Here is a 17403-nt window from a genome sequence, read left to right on the forward strand (position 1 = left end):
CCCAGGTTTCGGCGACTGTGCAGACGTGTGTCCGCGAGGTTTCCGCCAAGATGTATCGGTGACCTCCACGACCGCCCGCCGCAGCGCGGGAATCCTGCTCTATCGCCGGACGCCCGCAGAAGGCTCCGACACCGGTGTCGACGTCCTCCTCGTGTTCCCCGGTGGTCCGATCTGGGCGCGCAAGCCGGACGCGGGGTCGTGGTCGCTGCCCAAGGGTCTCGTCGAACCGGGGGAGGACGAGTGGACCGCCGCCCGGCGTGAGTACGCCGAGGAGATCGGCAGTCCGGTCCCGGACGGCCCGCCGATCGAACTCGGCGAGGTCACCCTCAAGAGCGGCAAGCGCGTGATCGGGTTCGCCGTGGAAGGCGACCTCGACGTCGCGTCCGTCGTCAGCAACACCTTCGATCTGATGTGGCCGCCGCGGTCGGGGCGGATGCAGGCGTTCCCCGAGATCGACCGCGCCGAGTGGTGCTCGCCCGATCTGGCGCGGACCAGGCTCAACCCCGCTCAGGTGCCGTTCGTCGACCGCTTGCTCGAGGCGTTGTCGCCGAGGAGGTAGACGCGGGTGAGGTCCCGCCACAGTGGGAGGTGCGGATCGGTCAACGGGTCGCGCCGGTCGATCAGATAGGTCGTCGCCGCGCCGCGCATGCTGGTCAGGAGCAGCGGATAGAGATCGGCGTAGTGCGGCGACGCGGTCAGCTCGGGACCGAGGAAACCGGCCACCGCGCGGCGCACGGTCTGGCCGATCTCCCGCTCGGTCGGCAGCAGTGCGGTGCGCAGATTGGTGTTGGTCCGCGCCGCGACCCACAGCTCCATCGACGCCACGAAGTACGGCTGATGGAAGGTCGACCACCCGACGTCGGTCGCCAGCGCGATGCGCTGGATCGGATCGTCCGGCCAGTCCACGCGGCTGGGCAGTTCGGCGATGCGGGTACGGGCGAGGTGTCCGACCGCCGCCATCAGAAGCACGTCGCGTGAGGGATAGTGGTGCAGCAACCGGCCGCGACTGACGCCGGCCTCGTTCTGGATCGCCACCGTGCTCGCCGCGGCGTACCCGCGGTCGACGAGGACGCGGATCGCGGCATCGAGGATGCGGGTCTGGGTGACCCCGCTGCGTTGTTGCCGCGCGCGCCGGGCGGCGCCGGGAGAGGTGGTCACGGAGGCATCGTAGTTCGGCGCGGCGCGGATCATCGACGCCTCACACGTCGAGGATGTGGGGGAGCCCCGCCCGGTAGCGGTCGCGATCGATCTGCTTCAGCGGTTCGAGCATCGGCAACTCCCAGAGCGGGAACACGGTCGCCGCGCGGGCGGGACTGTCGGCGGCCGCGATGATCGCGTTGGTCACCCGACGCCCGGATTCGTTGGCACCCTCCATCGTCGCGAGATCGATGTTGCTCCGGACGTGGTCGCCACCGATGAACAGATTCGGAATGGACGTGTAGGCGTGCGGCCGGTTCTTGTACGAGCCCGCCGTGTTCACCATGAGCGGGGTCGCGTTGGCGATGGACGGTGACCAGGTGATGCCGGGGTCCAGGGACCAGGTGACGATCTCCTCCGACCGCAGGATCTTCCGTGCCCCGGAGTTCATCGCGCGGCTCATCTGCGCCCACACCTCGCGCGCGATCTCCTGCCTCGTGCACTGTCTGGCGGGTTTGCCGTAGAGGATGCCCGGCTTCTCCCATTCCGAGATGTCGATGGACAGACAGTCTTTCACCCGGCCGTCGCCGTACTCGCGCCCGAAGTCGACGTTCCACGGCCGCGCTTGGAACAGGCCCGTCAGCGCCCACGGGGTGCCCAGTGCCGCGATGTGGCTCGGCGGCATGTCGGCGCGCCGGGAGAGGAAATACTGGATGCCGACCATCCAGTCGTCCTTCAGTGCGTGGATGCCGGCCAGCGAGGGATCGGCGGTGATCAGTTCGGGGGACAGCAGGGGACGGAGACGGTCGATCGGCATCGCGGCGACGTACCAATCGGCATCCACGGACGCTCCCGAACTGAGTTGCGCCCCGCCGATCCGGCCGCGGGCGAGTGTCAACCGTGCCAGACCGGTCCCCATCTCGAAGCGCACGCCGCGGCCGCGGAGGTGGGCCACCCAGGGGTCGATCCAGGCATGGGTGGTGGGCCGGTTGAGGATCCGGTCGACGCCGCCGTGCACGAGCCCGGCGTCGTAGCCGCTGATCAGTCCGGTCGCCGAGGTGGCCAGTGCCAAGCCGATCTGACCGATGGTGCGTGCCGACGCGGTGTCGGGTTTGGCCGCGACGAGTGCCCGGGTGAGCGCGCCGACGAGGTATCGCTGATAGGCGCGTGACTTGCCCTTGGATTTCACGAACTGCATCCAGGACTGGTTCTCCCACTGGCCGATCCGGCGCTCGGTGCAACTCGTCGCGATGATCAGTTCGCGGGTGACGAAGAAGGCGAGTTCGGGAAGCGGTACATCGACGACGAACTCGAGCCCGGTCATGAACGCGTTGCGCAGGTTGTCCAGCGTCACGATCTCGTTCGCGTGCTGGACAAAGCCCATGATCGACGCCGGGGCGGTGGTCGGGGCATATCCCGCGTCGTCGAAAGCGATGACCGCGGACTCGACGTCGACGAGATGGCGCTCGCGGACGTTGCTGCTGCCGACGGGGATTCGTTCCATGGTGTCCGGCACGTGCTGGTAACACCCGGGGAAGAAGCGAAAGCCGTGCTCGCCGGGCAGTGCGAGGCGCCCTCCTCGCGCGGTACCCGGGACGTCGTGACTGTAGGCCTTGCCGCCGAGTCGCGACGGCTCGTAGACCGTGACCCCGAAGCCGCGTTCGGTGAGTTCGTGCGCCGCGGACAGGCCGGCCATCCCGCCGCCGAAGATCGCCACGTCGCGCCCGCGGCCGGCACCGTGGCGGGGCACCGCCCGCGCGGAGGGGACGGCGACTCCCGGCAACGCGACCGCGGTCCCGGCGAGCACCGCGGCGGCCGCTGACCCGCGCAACACTGATCGGCGCGGAAAGCCGTTCGGCGAGTGCAGTTTCGAGTTGCTGTTGGCTTCCGTCATCCCCACGACCCCTTCGTCGACACGGTCGCCGCCGACCGAGAACAGTCAGCAGTGACTCATCTGCTGTGATGTCTACCACAGCAGAAACCCGGGTCGGACGGTTTCGGCAAATCGTCTCAGTGGGCGGGTGCGCGGCTCGTGGGACGTCGGCCTACGACGGCTCGCGGCCGGTGAGGGTGCGCTGCCGGAAGTACTCGTACAGGCCGTCGAAGATGGCATCGGCGACCTGAAGCGTCCGGGTGTCGTCGCCGGAGAGTGACAGTCCGCGCAGGACGACGTCGAGTCCCGGCGCCTCCGGGGCGTCGTATCGATCGTCTTCGATGTCGGCCTCGTGGACGATCTCGGCGATCGCCCACAGGACGGGGTCGTCCAAGTCGTGTCTGCGCAGGATCGTCTCGAACGTGCAGTCGCCGTCGTGGTGACCCAGCTCGACCCCGCGCATGTCGAAAGGTGTGGCGTCCGAGGGGATTTCGGAGGGATCGGTGACAAAGACGAACTCTGCTGTCGGGTCGACGTAACGGCGGATGAGCCATGCGCAGGCGGCTCGGTCGATGTGCACGCCGGCGCGCGTCGCCCACCTCATGACGGCCGCGCCGGTTCGGTGTCGGCGATGTGATCGGCCAGCGTGCGGAGTGCTTGGCGGGCAGTCTCCCGGCACTTGGTCGGGAAGTGGTCCCGACGGGTGATCTCCCGGAACCGGCGACGCAGCGCGCCCAACTGTTTGGCGGGGTCGGCGTGCTCCAGCGCGTGGTGTGCCTCGGCCACGATGTCGGCGTATTCGGCGCCGCGCGCGAGCTCGAGTTCGGTCCGGATCCGCTCGAACTCGGCCGGATTCGTCGGCGCGGCGTCCCAGACCTCGCCCGAGCCCCCGGCGCTCACCGCGTCCTCGGCCACCCACTCGAGTTGTTCGCGCGTGCGGGGACTCGCGGGCAGCAAGACCACCCCGTCGGTCAGTTGGTACGCGCCGTACTTGCGGAGCTTGCGCCAGATCGCGATCCGCGGCGTCGACGGTTCTCGTGGCACGCGGTACACGAGCATCACCCAGTCTTCGGCCACCGAGCACCTCCTCGACACGCCATCAGATCATGCATCGGCCATCGATGTCGTGATCCGCCGCTCACCGCGCGTTCAACCCTGGACAACCCGATTGTAACCGTGGTTGCATCTGCTGGGGTCGCGCACCGGTGCGGCACCGAGGTCACGTGATGGACGAGAAGGGGTTGGGTGGGCGATGTCGGAGAGATCCGGTCTGTCCGGAGGGTCTGATGCCTCGAGGCGTCCGGAGGCTCCACCGGAGGCGGGCGCACAGGTCGACCCGTCGGCAGGAGTGTCGCTGCGCACGGCGACGTGGGCGTGGTTCCTGATCTCGCTGCAGACCTTCGGGGGTCCCGCGGGTCAGATCGCGGTGATGCAACGCGCACTGGTCGACGACCGGCGCTGGATCGGTCAGCGCCGGTTCCTGCACGCACTGAACTACTGCATGCTGCTGCCCGGTCCCGAGGCGCAGCAACTCGCCATCTACGTCGGCTGGCTGCTCAACGGCACCGCCGGGGGACTGATCGCCGGCATTCTCTTCGTCCTGCCGGGCGCGATCGCGATCCTGGGGCTGTCGGCGATCTACGTCGCCTTCGGGGCGACCACCATCGTGGCCGCGCTGTTCGCCGGTATCGGCCCGGCAGTGCTGGCCATCGTCGCCCAGGCGGTCACCCGCGTCAGCAAGCGGGCACTCGTCGGGCCGGTTCAGGTCGCGATCGCCGTTGCCGCATTCATCGCGCTCGCGGTGTTCGCCGTGCCTTTCCCGATCGTCATCGTCGTGGCCGGTGTGATCGGCTGGTCGACCGGCCGGCACCGGGTCGCCACCGGCGGCGGAGTCTCCGACTCACAACCAGCCGACGAGGGGCCTGCGCCGATCATCGCCGACGACGCGATCCACACGGCCTCGCCGAACTGGCGGCGGGCCGGGATCGTGCTCGGTGTCGGGGCCCTGGCCTGGGTCATCCCGATGGGCATCGTCGTGGCGACCACCGGGACGGGCAGTGTGTTCACCCAGCAGGGCACGTTCTTCACCTGGACCGCGCTCATCACCTTCGGCGGTGCCTACGCCGTTCTGGCCTACATCGCCCAGCAGGCGGTCGACGTCTACGGCTGGGTGAGCCCCGGCGAGATGGTGCGCGGGCTGGGACTCGCCGAGACGACACCCGGCCCGCTCATCATGGTCGTCCAGTTCGTCGCGTTCCTCGGCGCCTACCGCGATCCCGGGGGACTCGATCCCTGGGTCGCGGCGACGATCGGCGCGCTGTTGACCACCTGGGTCACCTTCGTGCCGAGTTTCGTGTTCATCTTCCTCGGGGCGCCGTTCATCGAAAAGCTGCGCAACAACCGGCATCTCACGTCCGCACTGAACGGTGTCACCGCGGCGGTGGTCGGTGTGATCGCGAATCTCGCGCTCTACTTCGCCCTGCACACACTCTTCCGCGACACCACGGTCGTCACCGCCGGACCGCTGCACCTCGCGGTCCCGCACCTCGACACGGTGCGGCCGCTCGCGGCGGTGATCACCGTGATCGCCTTCGTCCTGATCTATCCGCTCAAGCAGTCCGTGCTCCGCACCCTGGGCGTGTGCGCGGTGCTCGGATTGCTCGCTGCGGCAGTCGGTCTGCCGCTGTCCTGACCGAGGCGGTCACAGCGGAGGCGGTCAGGACATCAGGAACGGTCGGATCCAGTCGGGCGACACATCGTGGGCGACGCCCGCCGCGGTCTCCTCGTCGAGGTCGACGAGTGCGTAGTGTTCGGCGCCCGCGGCGGTGGCGAGGATCAGTGTCGTCACGCCGGCTCGACGCTGGAACAGCGAGGTGCGGCTCGCCCAGCCGATCACGCCGTCCCGGTCGACGACGACGCGCTGCCGGGCGACGCTCGGCGGGGCGATGACCACCGAACGAGCCGTCAACCGGTGTCCGAGGTGGCGGGCGCGGACCATGCCGAGCGCAGTCGAGCCGACGACCGCGACGAGACCCACCGCGAGCCACGGGGCCGGGATGGCGCGGGTGACCACGGCGACGCCGATCGCGGCGAGTGCCGCGGCCCCGCTGAGGAATCCGCGGTTGAGGCGACGCAGTCGGGCGGTGGTCCCGTGTTCGACGAGCGGGGTGGTCAGCTCGGTTCGTTCGTGGGTGACGAGACCGGCGACACGCATGGCCTCGTCGATCGGCGCCGGGGGGAGCAGCAGGGGGTGTTTGGTGCTGCCGGTCGCGATCGCCTGGAGCCGAGCGCCTTTCAGGGGGCGCATGAGAATCGGTTCGGTGAGGTGACTGCCTCGGATACGCCGTTCGTCGAAGCTGGTCGCGTTGGTGGTCAGCAGGCCGCGCTCGGTGCGGAGGGTTCCGTCCGGGTGGCGCAGGAGCCGGAAGTTCCAGTAGCTGAGGACATAACCCAGGACCGACAGCACCCCGCCGACGATGATCACCGCCAGGCACGCCCCCAGGATGACGAATCCGATCGCGGTCTCGCGCACCGCGTCGACGGCGTCGCGCGCTATGCCGATCCCCTCGGCGAAGACGCCGGCGTCGTTGGCGATCTGCGCCGCGAGGCCGGCCGCACCGGCGGCCAGCGCGAGTCCGGCGACGGAGAACGGGGCGTAGCGCAACCAGGAGGACTGGAACCGGGCCAGGACCTCGGCGTCGGGCTCCGGAGCGGTCGGGTCGTCGGGGCGGGCGCCGTCGGCCGGCGCCGACGATCCCCGGTGGGCGCGGGTCGCCATCAGATTGTCGTGCAGTGCCCGCGCCTCGTCGGCGGTGAGCGCGGTCAGGACGACCGCCGACGACTCGTCGTCGCCGCCGGTGCCGATCGTGACCTTCTGGAGTTTCAGCACGCGGTGCACGGGGGACGCGGTGAGGTCGACGCTGCGGATCCGGTCCCGGCGCGCGGTCGCGACCCTGCGGGTGAGCAGTCCGCTGCGCACCCGGACATGTTCGTCGGTGACCTGATAACGCGTCGTCAGCCAGGGCACCACCGTCACGAACGGCACGATCACCGCGGTGGCGATCAGGGTGAACAGCGGTGCGCCCGAACCGGCGAAGACCAGCGCGATCACGACCGGGACCAGCGAGGGCAGGAGTTCGACGGGTTTGACCGCCATCATCCACGGCGACAGCCGGTGCCAGTCGTCGGGCCCGTCGACGACGAACCGGTCAGGTCGCGTCATCGGTGAAGGCCTGGGTGCGGATGGTCAGGTCGGCGGCGATCGCCCGTGCGACCCCGGCCTCGAGGCCGGCGATGTGGATGGTCCCGGCCGAGGAGGCCGTGGTCACGGTGAGCGTCGCCAGACCGAGGAACTGCTCGATCGGGCCGGCCTCGGTGTCGACCACCTGGATTCGGGCGATCGGGATGATCACGCGATGCCGGACGAACCATCCCGATTGTGAGTACACCGCGTCGTCGCTGACCTCCCAGCGGTGAAAACGGTAGCGCCACTGCGGGACAACCGCGGTGTAGGCAGCGGTCAGGACGGCGATGACGGCGGCCGCGAGCGCCGCGATCCATCGCCCCTCGCCGACCACGACGGCCACGACGACTGCGGCCACGACGCCGAATACGCCGAGCACGAGAGGGCCGATTCGCCAGAGGGTCTTGGCGCGCGGATCGACCCGGTTGGCCGGTTCGCGCAGGGTCGGGTGCACGTCGGCGCGCGTCGGCAGCCGCGAATCAGAGGAGGGGTCCATTGTGGTCAGTCTAGGTGTGGTCCCCCGGGTGCTAGGTGACCGTGATTCCGCCGTCGACGGCGAGCGTCTGGCCGGTGACGTATCCGGCGGCGGCCGAGGACAACCAGATCGCGGTGGCCGCGAGTTCCTCGCCGTGTCCGGTGCGGCCGAGCAGGACGCGCGGCATCTGGGAGTCGAGATATCCCGGCTGGTAGGTGTCGGTCATCTCGCTCTCGAAGAATCCGGGAGCGATGGCATTGACCCGAATACCCTTGCGTGCGCCCCATTGCTGGGCGAGATCGCGGGTGAGACCGATGACGCCCGCCTTGCTCGCGGCGTAGGCCGCCTGTGGCAGACCGGCGGTCGTGATGCCGAGGATCGACGAGATGTTGATGATCGCGCTGCCCGGCTGCATGACCCGACCGCAGGCTTGGGCCATCCAGTACGAACCGTTCAGATTGACGTCGATCACCCCGCGGAACTGTTCGGGTGTCTCGCGGGTCGCCGGGTAGGCGGTGCCCACGCCGGCGTTGTTGACGAGGACGTCGACCTTGCCGAACGTCTCCATCGCGGTATCGACGACGCGCTGACACTGCTCGGGGTCGGCGACGTCGGCGGGTACCACCAGCGCCTTGCGGCCCAGCGCCTCGACCGCCGCGGCGGTGTCGGCGAGCTTCTCTGCCCGTCGTGCGGCGAGGACCACGTCGGCACCGGCCTCGGCGAAACCGCGCGCGAACGAGACGCCCAGGCCGGACGAGGCGCCGGTCACGATGACCACCTTGCCGGTGGTGTCGAACAGATCCATCACGGACATCGTTGTCTCCCTTGAAACTCGGCAATTCCTCCGACGCGGTGCGTCGGTCGGCGCGGGGCAGCGTCAGAACCAGGACGGTTCGACGTCGAGGGTGGTGCGGTCGAGGGCGGTCAGCAGGTCGAGCTGCGGGCCGGTCTTGGGTAGTTCGTAGCGGAAGAAGTACTGCGCCGCAGCGCGTTTGCCGTTGTAGAAGTCATCGGTACGGGAGCCGACGGCGAGGAGTTGTTCCAGCCAGATCCAGGCGATCACGATGTGCCCGGCGGTCTCCAGGTAGACGGTCGCGTTGGCCAGCGACAGCTTGGGGTCGCCCGCCGACCAGATGTGCGCGGTCACCTTCACCAGCCGGTCCACCACGGAGTGCAACTCGTCGGCGTAACCGGCCAGGCCGTCGACGCCACGCGCCCGTTCGACGGTGGCCCCGATGGTCTCGGCCAGGGCGGCGAGACCGGCGCCGCCCTGCATGATCACCTTGCGGCCGAGCAGATCGAGCCCGTGGATGCCGTGTGCGCCTTCGTGAATCGGGTTGAGCCGGTTGTCCCGGTAGTACTGTTCGACGTCGAACTCGCGGGTGTAGCCGTAGCCGCCGTGCACCTGGATCGCGAGGCTGTTGGCCTCGAGGCACCACTGCGAGGGCCAGCTCTTGGCGATCGGGGTGAGCACCTCGAGCAGCAGGTTCAGCCGGTCACGTTCGGCGGGATCGGTCGCGGTCGCCGCCTCGTCGACGAGGGTGCTGCAGTACAGCCCGAACGCGAGAGAGCCCTCGACATAGGACTTCTGCGCGAGCAGCATGCGGCGCACGTCGGCGTGCTCGATGATCGGGACCGGTGGTGCCGACGGGTCCTTCTGGTCGACTGGCCGGCCCTGGGTGCGCACCTTCGCGTAGTCGAGCGAGGCTCGGTAGCCGGCGTAACCCAGTGCGGTGGCGAGGAATCCGACGCCGATGCGCGCCTCGTTCATCATGTGGAACATGTAGGAGAGGCCGCGGTGTTCTTCGCCGACGAGGTAGCCGACGGCGCCGGGAGCGGAGTCGGCTCCGAAGGTGCCGTCGCCGAAGTTGAGCAGGGTGTTGGTCGTGGCTCGGTTGCCCATCTTGTGGTTGAGGCCGACGAGCGCCACGTCGTTGCGGGTTCCGTCGGCGAGGTACTTGGGCACGATGAACAGGGAGATGCCCTTGACGCCGGGGCCGCCGCCGGGGATCTTCGCGAGGACGAGGTGGACGATGTTCTCGGTGAGTTCGTGATCGCCCGCCGAGATCCACATCTTGGTGCCGGTGATCCGGTAGGTGCCGTCGCCGGCGGGTTCGGCCTTGGTGGTGATGTCGGCGAGCGATGACCCGGCCTGCGGTTCGGACAAGCACATCGTGCCGGAGAAGCGGCCCTCGACGAGGGGGCGGACCCAGGTCTCGCGTTGCTCGTCGGTGGCGTACTCGGCGAGCAGGTTGGCATTGCCGACGGTGAGGAAGTTGTACGACGACATGGCAGCGTTGGCCGCCTGGAACCACACGGCCGAGGCCTGGCGGATGACGGTCGGCAACTGCATGCCGCCGAGTTCGTCGTCGAAGGAGGCCGAGATCAAGCCTGCCTTGCGGTACTCGGCGAGGCCGGTGACGACTTCGTCGGGCAACACGACCTTGCCGTCGTCGCCGATGTAGGGCTCGTTGGCGTCGCCGATCTTGTTGGCGGGCGCGAAGCACTTCATCGCGATGTCGGCGCTGAGTTCGAGTACGGCGTCGAAGGTCTCGCGCGAGTGGTCGGCGAAGCGGTCTCGTGAGGTCAGGGTCTCGACGTCGAGCCATTCGTACAGCAGGAACTCGAGGTCCCGGCGGGACATGGGTGTGGTCATCGCATTTTCCTCGTCGATCGGGCGGGCGGGCGCCGGTACGGAAATGTCCGCCGCCCGTCCATCATGCCCCGGCCTGACGCGGACGCGATGACACACCCCGGTGTCGTCACACGTCGATCCCGAACTCCTTGATCTTGCGATAGATCGTCGCGCGGGAGATGCCCAGCGCGTGGGCGGCGGCCAGCTTGTTGTGGCCGTTCTCTTCGAGGCTGCGCACGATGGCGTCTCGTTCGAGCGCTTCGATGCGGGTGAGGGTGTGCCGGCTCTGTGCCCGATAGGTCGGGGGGAGCTGTTTGACGGTGATCGTCCCGGACCGGTGGTGGGTGACCACGTCGCGCAGGGCCTGCCGCAGTTCGGCGACGTTGCCGGGCCAGGTGTACTTGCTGAGCTGGCGCATCGCATCCGGGGCGACCGGGAGTTCCTTGCCCCGGGTGAGCTGCCGCAGGATGGCGGGCACCAGGACCTGCAGGTCCTCGATGCGGTGCCGGAGCGGCGGGACCTCCACGGTGTGGGAGAAGAACGGAAGCAGCGTCGCGCCGAGGGCGGGCAGCGTGTCGCCGGTGCTGAGCGTGATGCCGAGCCATCCCGCGTGTTCGCGGCCCTGCAGCACGTCGGCGACGTCGAAGAGCATGTCGTCGTCGAACTCGTCGATGTCGCGCAGGATGATGGCGAAGTCGTCGCGCTCGATCTCGGCGCCGAAACTGTCGAGGGTGTCGGCGTCGGAGAAATCCTCGGCGGAGAACACCCGGATGGTGCCGCGGCGGTACTGGCCCGCGGCTGCGCGCAGCACCGCGGCCCGGCCGCTCCCGCGCTCGCCCGACACCGCGATCCAGCGCCCGGCGCCGACGTGCTGGGCGATGCGATCGCAACATTCCCGCCACGACGAACTGCGGCCGACGATCCCCGGCAGCGTCGCCGTCGCGGGCGGTCGGCGTCGTGGTTCGGGAAACGACCCGGGGTCCATCAGATGCACGTGGAAGACCGCGATCCCGGCGTCGGTGTCGGAGAACTCGGCGACCGGTGCCAGCCGGACCGTGCGGCCACTGGGCAGCGTGTTGACGCGTCGGACGGTGCCTGCGTCGAGGGTCTGGTCCACCGCGTGCTCGAGCATCGACACCTGGTCCTGCGGATCGATGCTCTGGCGGAGGCGGCGGTTCATCAGCACGACATCGGCGGCGAGCGCGAGGACCATCATCTGGGGAGCCCGCCGGCAGGTGGCGAGATAAGCTGCGAGAAGCCGTGATTCGCGCTCACTGGCGTTCGCCAGCATCTGCTGCTCGATCTGGACGGTGGCCGACTTGGCCAGCGAGAGCAGCAGCGACCCGCCCTCCTCCACCCAGCCGGTGAGATCGAGCGCGCCGACGATGCCGCCGGAGAAGGGATTTCGTATCGGGACCCCGGCGCAGCTCAACTGGGCGAGGACGCCCGCGTAGTGCTCGGGTCCGGTGACGAGTGTCGCCTGCCTCGTCTCCAATGCGGTGCCGATGCCGTTGGTTCCGGCGTGTTCCTCGCTGTAGCTGTAACCGGGAGCGAGGGATACGGCGTCGAGCTGGGTGAGGAGCTCACCGCTTCCGGCGGCGCGGGAGAGCACGACACCGTCGGGTGAGGTGAGGATGATGCTCACCGGTTCGTCCGACAGGTCGACGGCCAGCTGATCGAGCACCGGCCGGGCGGCGCTCATGAGCGGGCTGTCGGTGTTCGGTTCGCGGACGAACGGCAATTCGAGACGGTCTGCCTGCACCTTGAAGGAGCGCGAGCGCCGCCACGAGGTGGAGATGGCGTCGCGGACGGTGCCGTCGATGCGGTCGTCGGGGACGCCGTCGTCGTTCAGGAAGCGCTCCCGCGCACGTGCGACGAAGGTGGTCGATTTCCGGGCCTGGGCTGTGGGCTGATGCTTCACCGCGGTAGACAACTCCCTACTGTGATGTACGTCTCACATCATCAGCAGTGTACAGAATAAGTGCTGGTGGCGGGCGTCGAACCGGGTATGAGTCCGGCTGAAGGCCGGTCCCGGACGCCCCTGGGTTGCACGGATCCGCCGACGGCCCGGCAGTGGGCCGGCCGCGATCGACGCCGAGAACGATTTCCGATCGCGACCGGCCCCCGTCACCGTTGTGCGGTGACGTCCCCGCCGGGGTCGGTGGCCACCGACCGGTGCGGGCCGGCCGGTGGCGGTTCGGGTGGTGTCCGCGCTGGTGGATGTCGGCGCTAGTAGATGTTGGAGGGCCGGACCATCCCCTCGGCGAGGTCGCCGAAACCGGGTGCCTCGATGGCGCCGGGGTGGGTCAGGACCTCCTCGACGACCGCGGTCTCGGTGGTGATGAGCAGGGCCGCGATGGACGCGGCGCTCTCCAGCGCCGCCTTGGTGACCTTCGCCGGGTCGATGACACCCTCGTCGAACATGTCGCCGTAGCCACCGCTCATCGCGTTGAAGCCGTGTCCCGTCGGCAGTCCGCTCACGACGCGGACCACCTCTTCGCCGTCGAACCCGGCGTTGGTCGCGATCCAGAAGAGCGGTTCGGCCATCGATCGGCGGACCACCTCGACGCCGACGCCCTCGTCGCCCGGCACGTCGGCGAGCGAATCGAGGGCTCGATGCGCCTGCGCCAGGGCCGTCCCACCGCCGGAGACGATGCCGTCCTCGACCGCTGCACGGGTGGCGGCGAGCGCGTCCTCCACGCGGAGCATGCGTTCCTTGAGTTCGACACTGGTGACCCCGCCGACCCGGATCACCGCCACCCGGCCGGTCAGCCGCGCGATCCGGAGTTCCAGGCTGTCGCGGTCGGCGTCGATCCGAGCACGCGCGTGCTGGGCTTCGAGCTGGGCGACACGCGCGTCGACGAGGCTCTGGTCGCCACGCGCGCCGACGATGGTCGTCGCGTCCTCGGTGATGGTCACCCGGTCACACGTGCCGAGTTGGCCGACGGACACCTCCGACAGTTCCAGGCCGGTGTCCTTGGCGATCACCTGGCCGCCCAGGGCGACGGCGAGGTCCTCGAGTTCGGCGACGCGCCGGTGGCCGAATCCCGGGGCGCGGACCACCACCGACTGCATCGTCTTGTGCATGTTGCCGCCGACGAGGAGTTGCAGTGCCGGGCCGTCGACGTCCTCGGCGAGGACCAGCAGCGGACGGTCGGCACGCTTGGCCGCCTCGATACTCGGCATGATCTCCTGGACCGTGGTGATCTTCTTGTTCGTGAGCAGGACCACCGGGTTCTCGAGGATTGCTTCCATGCGTTCGTGATTGGTGACCATGTAGCCCGAGATGTATCCGTGGTCGAACTCGATGCCGTCGACGACGTCGACGCCGAGTCCGAGCGTGTCGCTCTCCTCGGTCGTGATGACGCCGTTGCGCCCGACGTACTCGACGGCCGCCGCGATCGCCGACCCGATCACCTCGTCGTCGCTGGCGGCGAGGGTGGCGATGCGCTCGAGGTCGCTCCGACCCCCGAGTGCGACGGATTGTTCCGAGAGCGACTCGATGACGGTCGCGATGGCACGTTCGATGCCGCGCCGCACCCGCATCGGGTTGGCGCCCTGTTCGACCGCGCGCAGCCCCTCGCGAACCATCGCCTGCGCCAGCACGGTTGCGGTGGTGGTGCCGTCACCGACCACCCCGTTGGTCTTCATCGCGACTTCCTTCACCAGCTGGGCGCCCATGTTGGCGAACGGGTCGCGCAACTGGATCTCGCGGGCGATGGTCACCCCGTCGTTGGTGATGGTCGGAGGGCCGGTGAGCTTCTCCAGAACGGCGTTGCGTCCCTTCGGTCCCAGCGTCACCTTGACCGCGTCGGCGAGTGCGTTGACCCCTCGCTCGAGCCGCAGCCGCGCTTCGGCGTTGTAGCGCAACTCCTTGGCCATGGTCGTCCTGCCTTTCGTTCGGTGTTCTCGGCTGTGTACTGCGGTGAAACTGTTGTGCTGCTTGCCCTTCGTGGCTCGCTTGCGCGCGTCACTTTGCTCCCTGAGGAGCGCCCGGAGCCTGCGGAGGGCGCGTCACGAAGGGTCCCGCGAGACCCTTCGTGACGCTCGCAAGCTCGCTCCTCAGGGGCAGTTGGGGGCTTCTTTCGGATCAGGGAGCAGGGCGGTCAGGGCACGAGGATCGCCCGCCCGCGGACCCGGCCGGCGTCGAGGTCGTCGAGGGCCTGCTGGAAGTCGTCGAGGGCGTAGGTGCTGGTGTGCAACGTGACCTTTCCCCGCGCGGCGAGGTCCATCAGTTCCCCGAGGTCGTTGTAGGAGCCGACGAGGTTGCCGATGTAGTTGATCTCGGTCGAGATGACGTCGATGGTCGGCACGTCGATGTTCTCGCCGTAACCGACGACGAAGAAGTTGCCGGCCCGCCGCAGCATCGCGGTGCCCTCGGCGGTGGCCCCGCCCTCTCCGACGAAGTCGAGCACCGCCTCGGCGCCGTGCCCACCGGTCAGTTCCAGGACCTTCGCGACATGTGTACCGTCAGCGACGATCCCGACGTCGGCCCCGATCTGCTGGGCGAGTTCGACGGCATCGGGGTTGCGGTCCACGACGATGATCCGGACCGCGGAGATGGCGGCGAGGACCTGAATCCCGATGTGGCCCAGTCCTCCTGCGCCGATCACCACGCAGGTGTCACCGGGACGCGTCATCCGGGCGACCTTGGCGGCGGCGTGATACGCGGTCAGGCCCGCGTCGGCGAGGGCGGCGACGTCGGCGGGTTCGAGTGAATCGTCGATCCGGACGACGCTGCGGGCGGTGGTCTTCAGGTATTCGGCATACCCGCCGTTGGTGTCGATACCGGGGAACTGGCTGTTCTCGCAGTGGACGTCGTCGCCGAACCGGCACGCCCGGCACAGGCCGCACGTGATGAGCGGGTGCAGGATCACCTTGTCGCCGACGGCGACGTTCGTGACCGCGTCCCCGATGGCGTCGACCCAGCCGGCGTTCTCGTGCCCGATCGTGTACGGCAGCGACACACCGGATTTCTCTTCCCACTGTCCCTCGAGGATGTGCAGGTCCGTGCGGCACACCCCGGCGCCACCGATCTTCACGATCACGTCGAAGGGGCCGGTCACCTCCGGCGCCGGAACCTCGTTGAGTTGCAACTTGTCGTGATAACCCACGACCTGTACTGCGCGCATGATCTACTCCTGTTCCGTTCGGGTGGTGCCGCCGTGTGTGGTCCGCAGATCGGTGATGACGGGTCCGCTCCGGCCGTCGCAGGCGGAGTCGTCGGCGTAGCGGGTGGCGAGCAGGCCGCGGCAGAAGTGGCTGTTGCCCTCCATCGAGATGCGCACGGACCGTGCGAACCGCAGGCGCATGGGCACCTGTTCGGAGGGCAGGGGACGGCCCTCCTCGTCGACGACGACGAGGCTGTTGGGGCAGACGCTGAGTCCCAGCTCCATCCGCCGGCGCACCAACGCCGACTTCCGGTGGCCGCGGGGGAGATCGCGCAGGGCGAGGCGCTCGACCTCCGCGACCAGCACCCGTCCGGCGGTGATCTCGGCGGCGACGCAACGCTCCATCGCGGCCGTGTGCGCCTTGCGCCGGAACGTGAGTCGCAACTCGTCGAGACTCTCGAGCGCCTCCACCCCGAACGTGCCCCGGTACCCCGCGTGGGCGTCGAGGCCCGAGTTGATCTTGTCGCTGTCGTGGTGGTCGTCGAGCAGGACCCGCACCTGACCGATCCCGTCGATGTCCTCGAGTGCATCGAGGGCGTCCGAACCCATCAGATAGGCGAAGTTCGGTGAACAGAACGAGGTCGGTAGGCGCAGATGGACCGTCACCCCGGCGTCGTCGATCAGGATCGACCGCACGAAGTTGAGATCGGTGATCGGCTCGTCGAGTTCGGGGTCTAGGACCGTGTCCAGCGCGGCCAGGATGTCGTGCTCGAGACGGGTCGCGTGTCCGACGCCGGGCGCCGGCCGATGGTCCAGCGCGGTCATGCGGTCACCGCATCCTTCGCGCCGGCTGCCACCTCGGCATCCGGATCGGCTGCGCTGGTGGGCAATCGGAGCTCCTCGGGCACCTCGATGTGCGGGTACAGCGCAGCTGCGTTGAGACCGAGGATCTTCTTCTTCTGCTCGACGGTGATCGGTGCGTATTCGGTCATGTCCTCCGGGATCTGGAAGTCGACGAACTTCTCGACCAGCCACTGCGGGGTCCACAGGGCGTAGTCGCTGGCGAAGAGGATCTTGTCCTCGCCGATCCAGTAGAGGAGCTCACCGATGATCTGGGCGAAGTACCGCGGGCGGGTGTGGATGAACGGGATCGCCACGGCCAGGCCGCCGAACACATTCGACTCCTGGGTCGCGATCCAGCAGAAGTCCTCGAGGCGCGGGAGGCCGACGTGCTCGACGACGAAGTTCAGGTCCAGATAGTCGGTGGCCACCTTGTCGACGTCGGCGACGTCGAAAGCGTCTCGGTCCAGCGGCCGGATGGTGGGGCCCTTGTGGATGTGGACGTTCTTGATGCCGAGCTTGATGCACTCTTCGAGGTAGCGGCGCGACCAGGCGTCGTCGAGCTTGTAACCGCGTGAGTCACCGAACCATTCGGCGGTGTAGAGCTTGACGCCGGTGAGGTTCATCACCTCGGCGTCGCGGCGCAACTGCTCGAGACCCGCCTCGCCGTGCCGGGGATCGTAGGCGTGGTTGTAGGTCAGCAGACCGGGGTTGTCCGCACACAGCTTCAGCGAGTCGTCGACCTGCGCGAAGCCGTTGACGTAGAAGTCGCTCAGCATGGTGGCCTGGAAGATCGCGTGGTCGGCCGGGCCCTCCTCGAACAGGTCACGCATCAGCCGTTCCGGACCGTAGTAGGTGTAGGTGTCGTAGTCCCACACCTTGTCCTCGGGGCTGAGGTTGCGGTGATAGTCGTAGAAGCAATCGATGAACTGCTTGCCGTGGATGTTCTTCTGGTTGGATTCGCGTCCGTCCCAGAGGTGGACGTGGGCGTCGACGATGAAGTACTTGTCGCCATTCTTCTCGTACATCGTGTGCTCCTGACGATCGTGGGCTGTGGTCTCGGCGGGTGGTGCTGGGCTGTCTCGGAGG

At 68.5% G+C, this 17403-nt stretch carries 15 protein-coding genes; 2 read left to right on the top strand and 13 right to left on the bottom strand.

The features are described 5' to 3' along the window. The first annotated feature begins 58 nt into the window (after positions 1 to 58). Positions 59 to 559 carry an NUDIX hydrolase gene (locus CA982_RS06345; protein ID WP_086534479.1) on the top strand — a complete coding sequence of 167 codons (501 nt, stop codon included), beginning with the start codon at positions 59 to 61 and terminating at the stop codon, positions 557 to 559. Here the strand turns inward: CA982_RS06345 and CA982_RS06350 are convergent. From CA982_RS06350 to CA982_RS06365, 4 genes are all read right to left on the bottom strand, one after another. Beyond that, entirely contained in the window at positions 508 to 1158 is a 651-nt protein-coding gene (locus tag CA982_RS06350; protein WP_086534515.1) for a TetR/AcrR family transcriptional regulator, read from the bottom strand. The genes CA982_RS06345 and CA982_RS06350 overlap by 52 nt on opposite strands. Positions 1159 to 1198: 40 nt before the next feature. Then, the gene (locus CA982_RS06355; protein WP_086534480.1) at positions 1199 to 3031 is read right to left on the bottom strand and encodes a hydroxysqualene dehydroxylase; all 1833 of its coding nucleotides are present in this window, start codon (positions 3029 to 3031) and stop codon (positions 1199 to 1201) included. A gap of 151 nt (positions 3032 to 3182) precedes the next feature. Beyond that, the gene (locus CA982_RS06360) at positions 3183 to 3614 is read right to left on the bottom strand and encodes a chromate resistance protein ChrB domain-containing protein (protein WP_086534481.1); all 432 of its coding nucleotides are present in this window, start codon (positions 3612 to 3614) and stop codon (positions 3183 to 3185) included. Beyond that, positions 3611 to 4087, bottom strand: a complete 477-nt coding sequence (locus CA982_RS06365; protein WP_086534482.1) for a Chromate resistance protein ChrB — start codon at positions 4085 to 4087, stop codon at positions 3611 to 3613. The genes CA982_RS06360 and CA982_RS06365 overlap by 4 nt, the downstream gene beginning before the upstream one ends. Positions 4088 to 4262: 175 nt before the next feature. Between CA982_RS06365 and chrA the strand changes: the two genes are divergently transcribed. Continuing rightward, positions 4263 to 5702, top strand: a complete 1440-nt coding sequence (chrA, locus tag CA982_RS06370) for a chromate efflux transporter (protein ID WP_086534483.1) — start codon at positions 4263 to 4265, stop codon at positions 5700 to 5702. Between the two features lie 24 nt (positions 5703 to 5726). On the opposite strand, the gene CA982_RS06375 is transcribed toward chrA, so the two are convergent. From CA982_RS06375 to CA982_RS06415, 9 genes are all read right to left on the bottom strand, one after another. Further along, positions 5727 to 7232 (bottom strand): PH domain-containing protein, encoded by a 1506-nt coding sequence (locus CA982_RS06375; protein ID WP_086534484.1) that lies wholly within the window; start codon positions 7230 to 7232, stop codon positions 5727 to 5729. Beyond that, the gene (locus CA982_RS06380; protein ID WP_086534485.1) at positions 7219 to 7749 is read right to left on the bottom strand and encodes a PH domain-containing protein; all 531 of its coding nucleotides are present in this window, start codon (positions 7747 to 7749) and stop codon (positions 7219 to 7221) included. The genes CA982_RS06375 and CA982_RS06380 overlap by 14 nt, the downstream gene beginning before the upstream one ends. Positions 7750 to 7780: 31 nt before the next feature. After that, positions 7781 to 8542, bottom strand: coding sequence for an SDR family NAD(P)-dependent oxidoreductase (locus CA982_RS06385; protein WP_086534486.1), 762 nt, complete (start codon positions 8540 to 8542; stop codon positions 7781 to 7783). A gap of 63 nt (positions 8543 to 8605) precedes the next feature. After that, complete coding sequence (locus tag CA982_RS06390) at positions 8606 to 10384, bottom strand: acyl-CoA dehydrogenase (RefSeq protein WP_086534487.1); 1779 nt, start codon at positions 10382 to 10384, stop codon at positions 8606 to 8608. A gap of 106 nt (positions 10385 to 10490) precedes the next feature. Continuing rightward, positions 10491 to 12284, bottom strand: coding sequence for a sigma-54-dependent Fis family transcriptional regulator (locus CA982_RS06395; RefSeq protein ID WP_208617898.1), 1794 nt, complete (start codon positions 12282 to 12284; stop codon positions 10491 to 10493). Positions 12285 to 12592: 308 nt separating this feature from the next. Next, positions 12593 to 14245, bottom strand: a complete 1653-nt coding sequence (groL, locus tag CA982_RS06400; protein ID WP_086534489.1) for a chaperonin GroEL — start codon at positions 14243 to 14245, stop codon at positions 12593 to 12595. A gap of 224 nt (positions 14246 to 14469) precedes the next feature. Next, positions 14470 to 15495, bottom strand: coding sequence for an NAD(P)-dependent alcohol dehydrogenase (locus CA982_RS06405; RefSeq protein ID WP_086534490.1), 1026 nt, complete (start codon positions 15493 to 15495; stop codon positions 14470 to 14472). Between the two features lie 3 nt (positions 15496 to 15498). Beyond that, positions 15499 to 16299 (bottom strand): iron-sulfur cluster assembly protein, encoded by an 801-nt coding sequence (locus CA982_RS06410; RefSeq protein WP_086534491.1) that lies wholly within the window; start codon positions 16297 to 16299, stop codon positions 15499 to 15501. Further along, a complete protein-coding gene (locus CA982_RS06415) occupies positions 16296 to 17342 on the bottom strand; it encodes an amidohydrolase family protein (protein WP_086534492.1) in 1047 nt (348 codons plus the stop codon). The genes CA982_RS06410 and CA982_RS06415 overlap by 4 nt, the downstream gene beginning before the upstream one ends. Positions 17343 to 17403: the final 61 nt, after the last annotated feature.

The sequence above is a fragment of the Gordonia lacunae genome (assembly GCF_002149015.1).
In the GTDB taxonomy this organism is placed as follows: Bacteria; Actinomycetota; Actinomycetes; order Mycobacteriales; family Mycobacteriaceae; genus Gordonia; species Gordonia lacunae.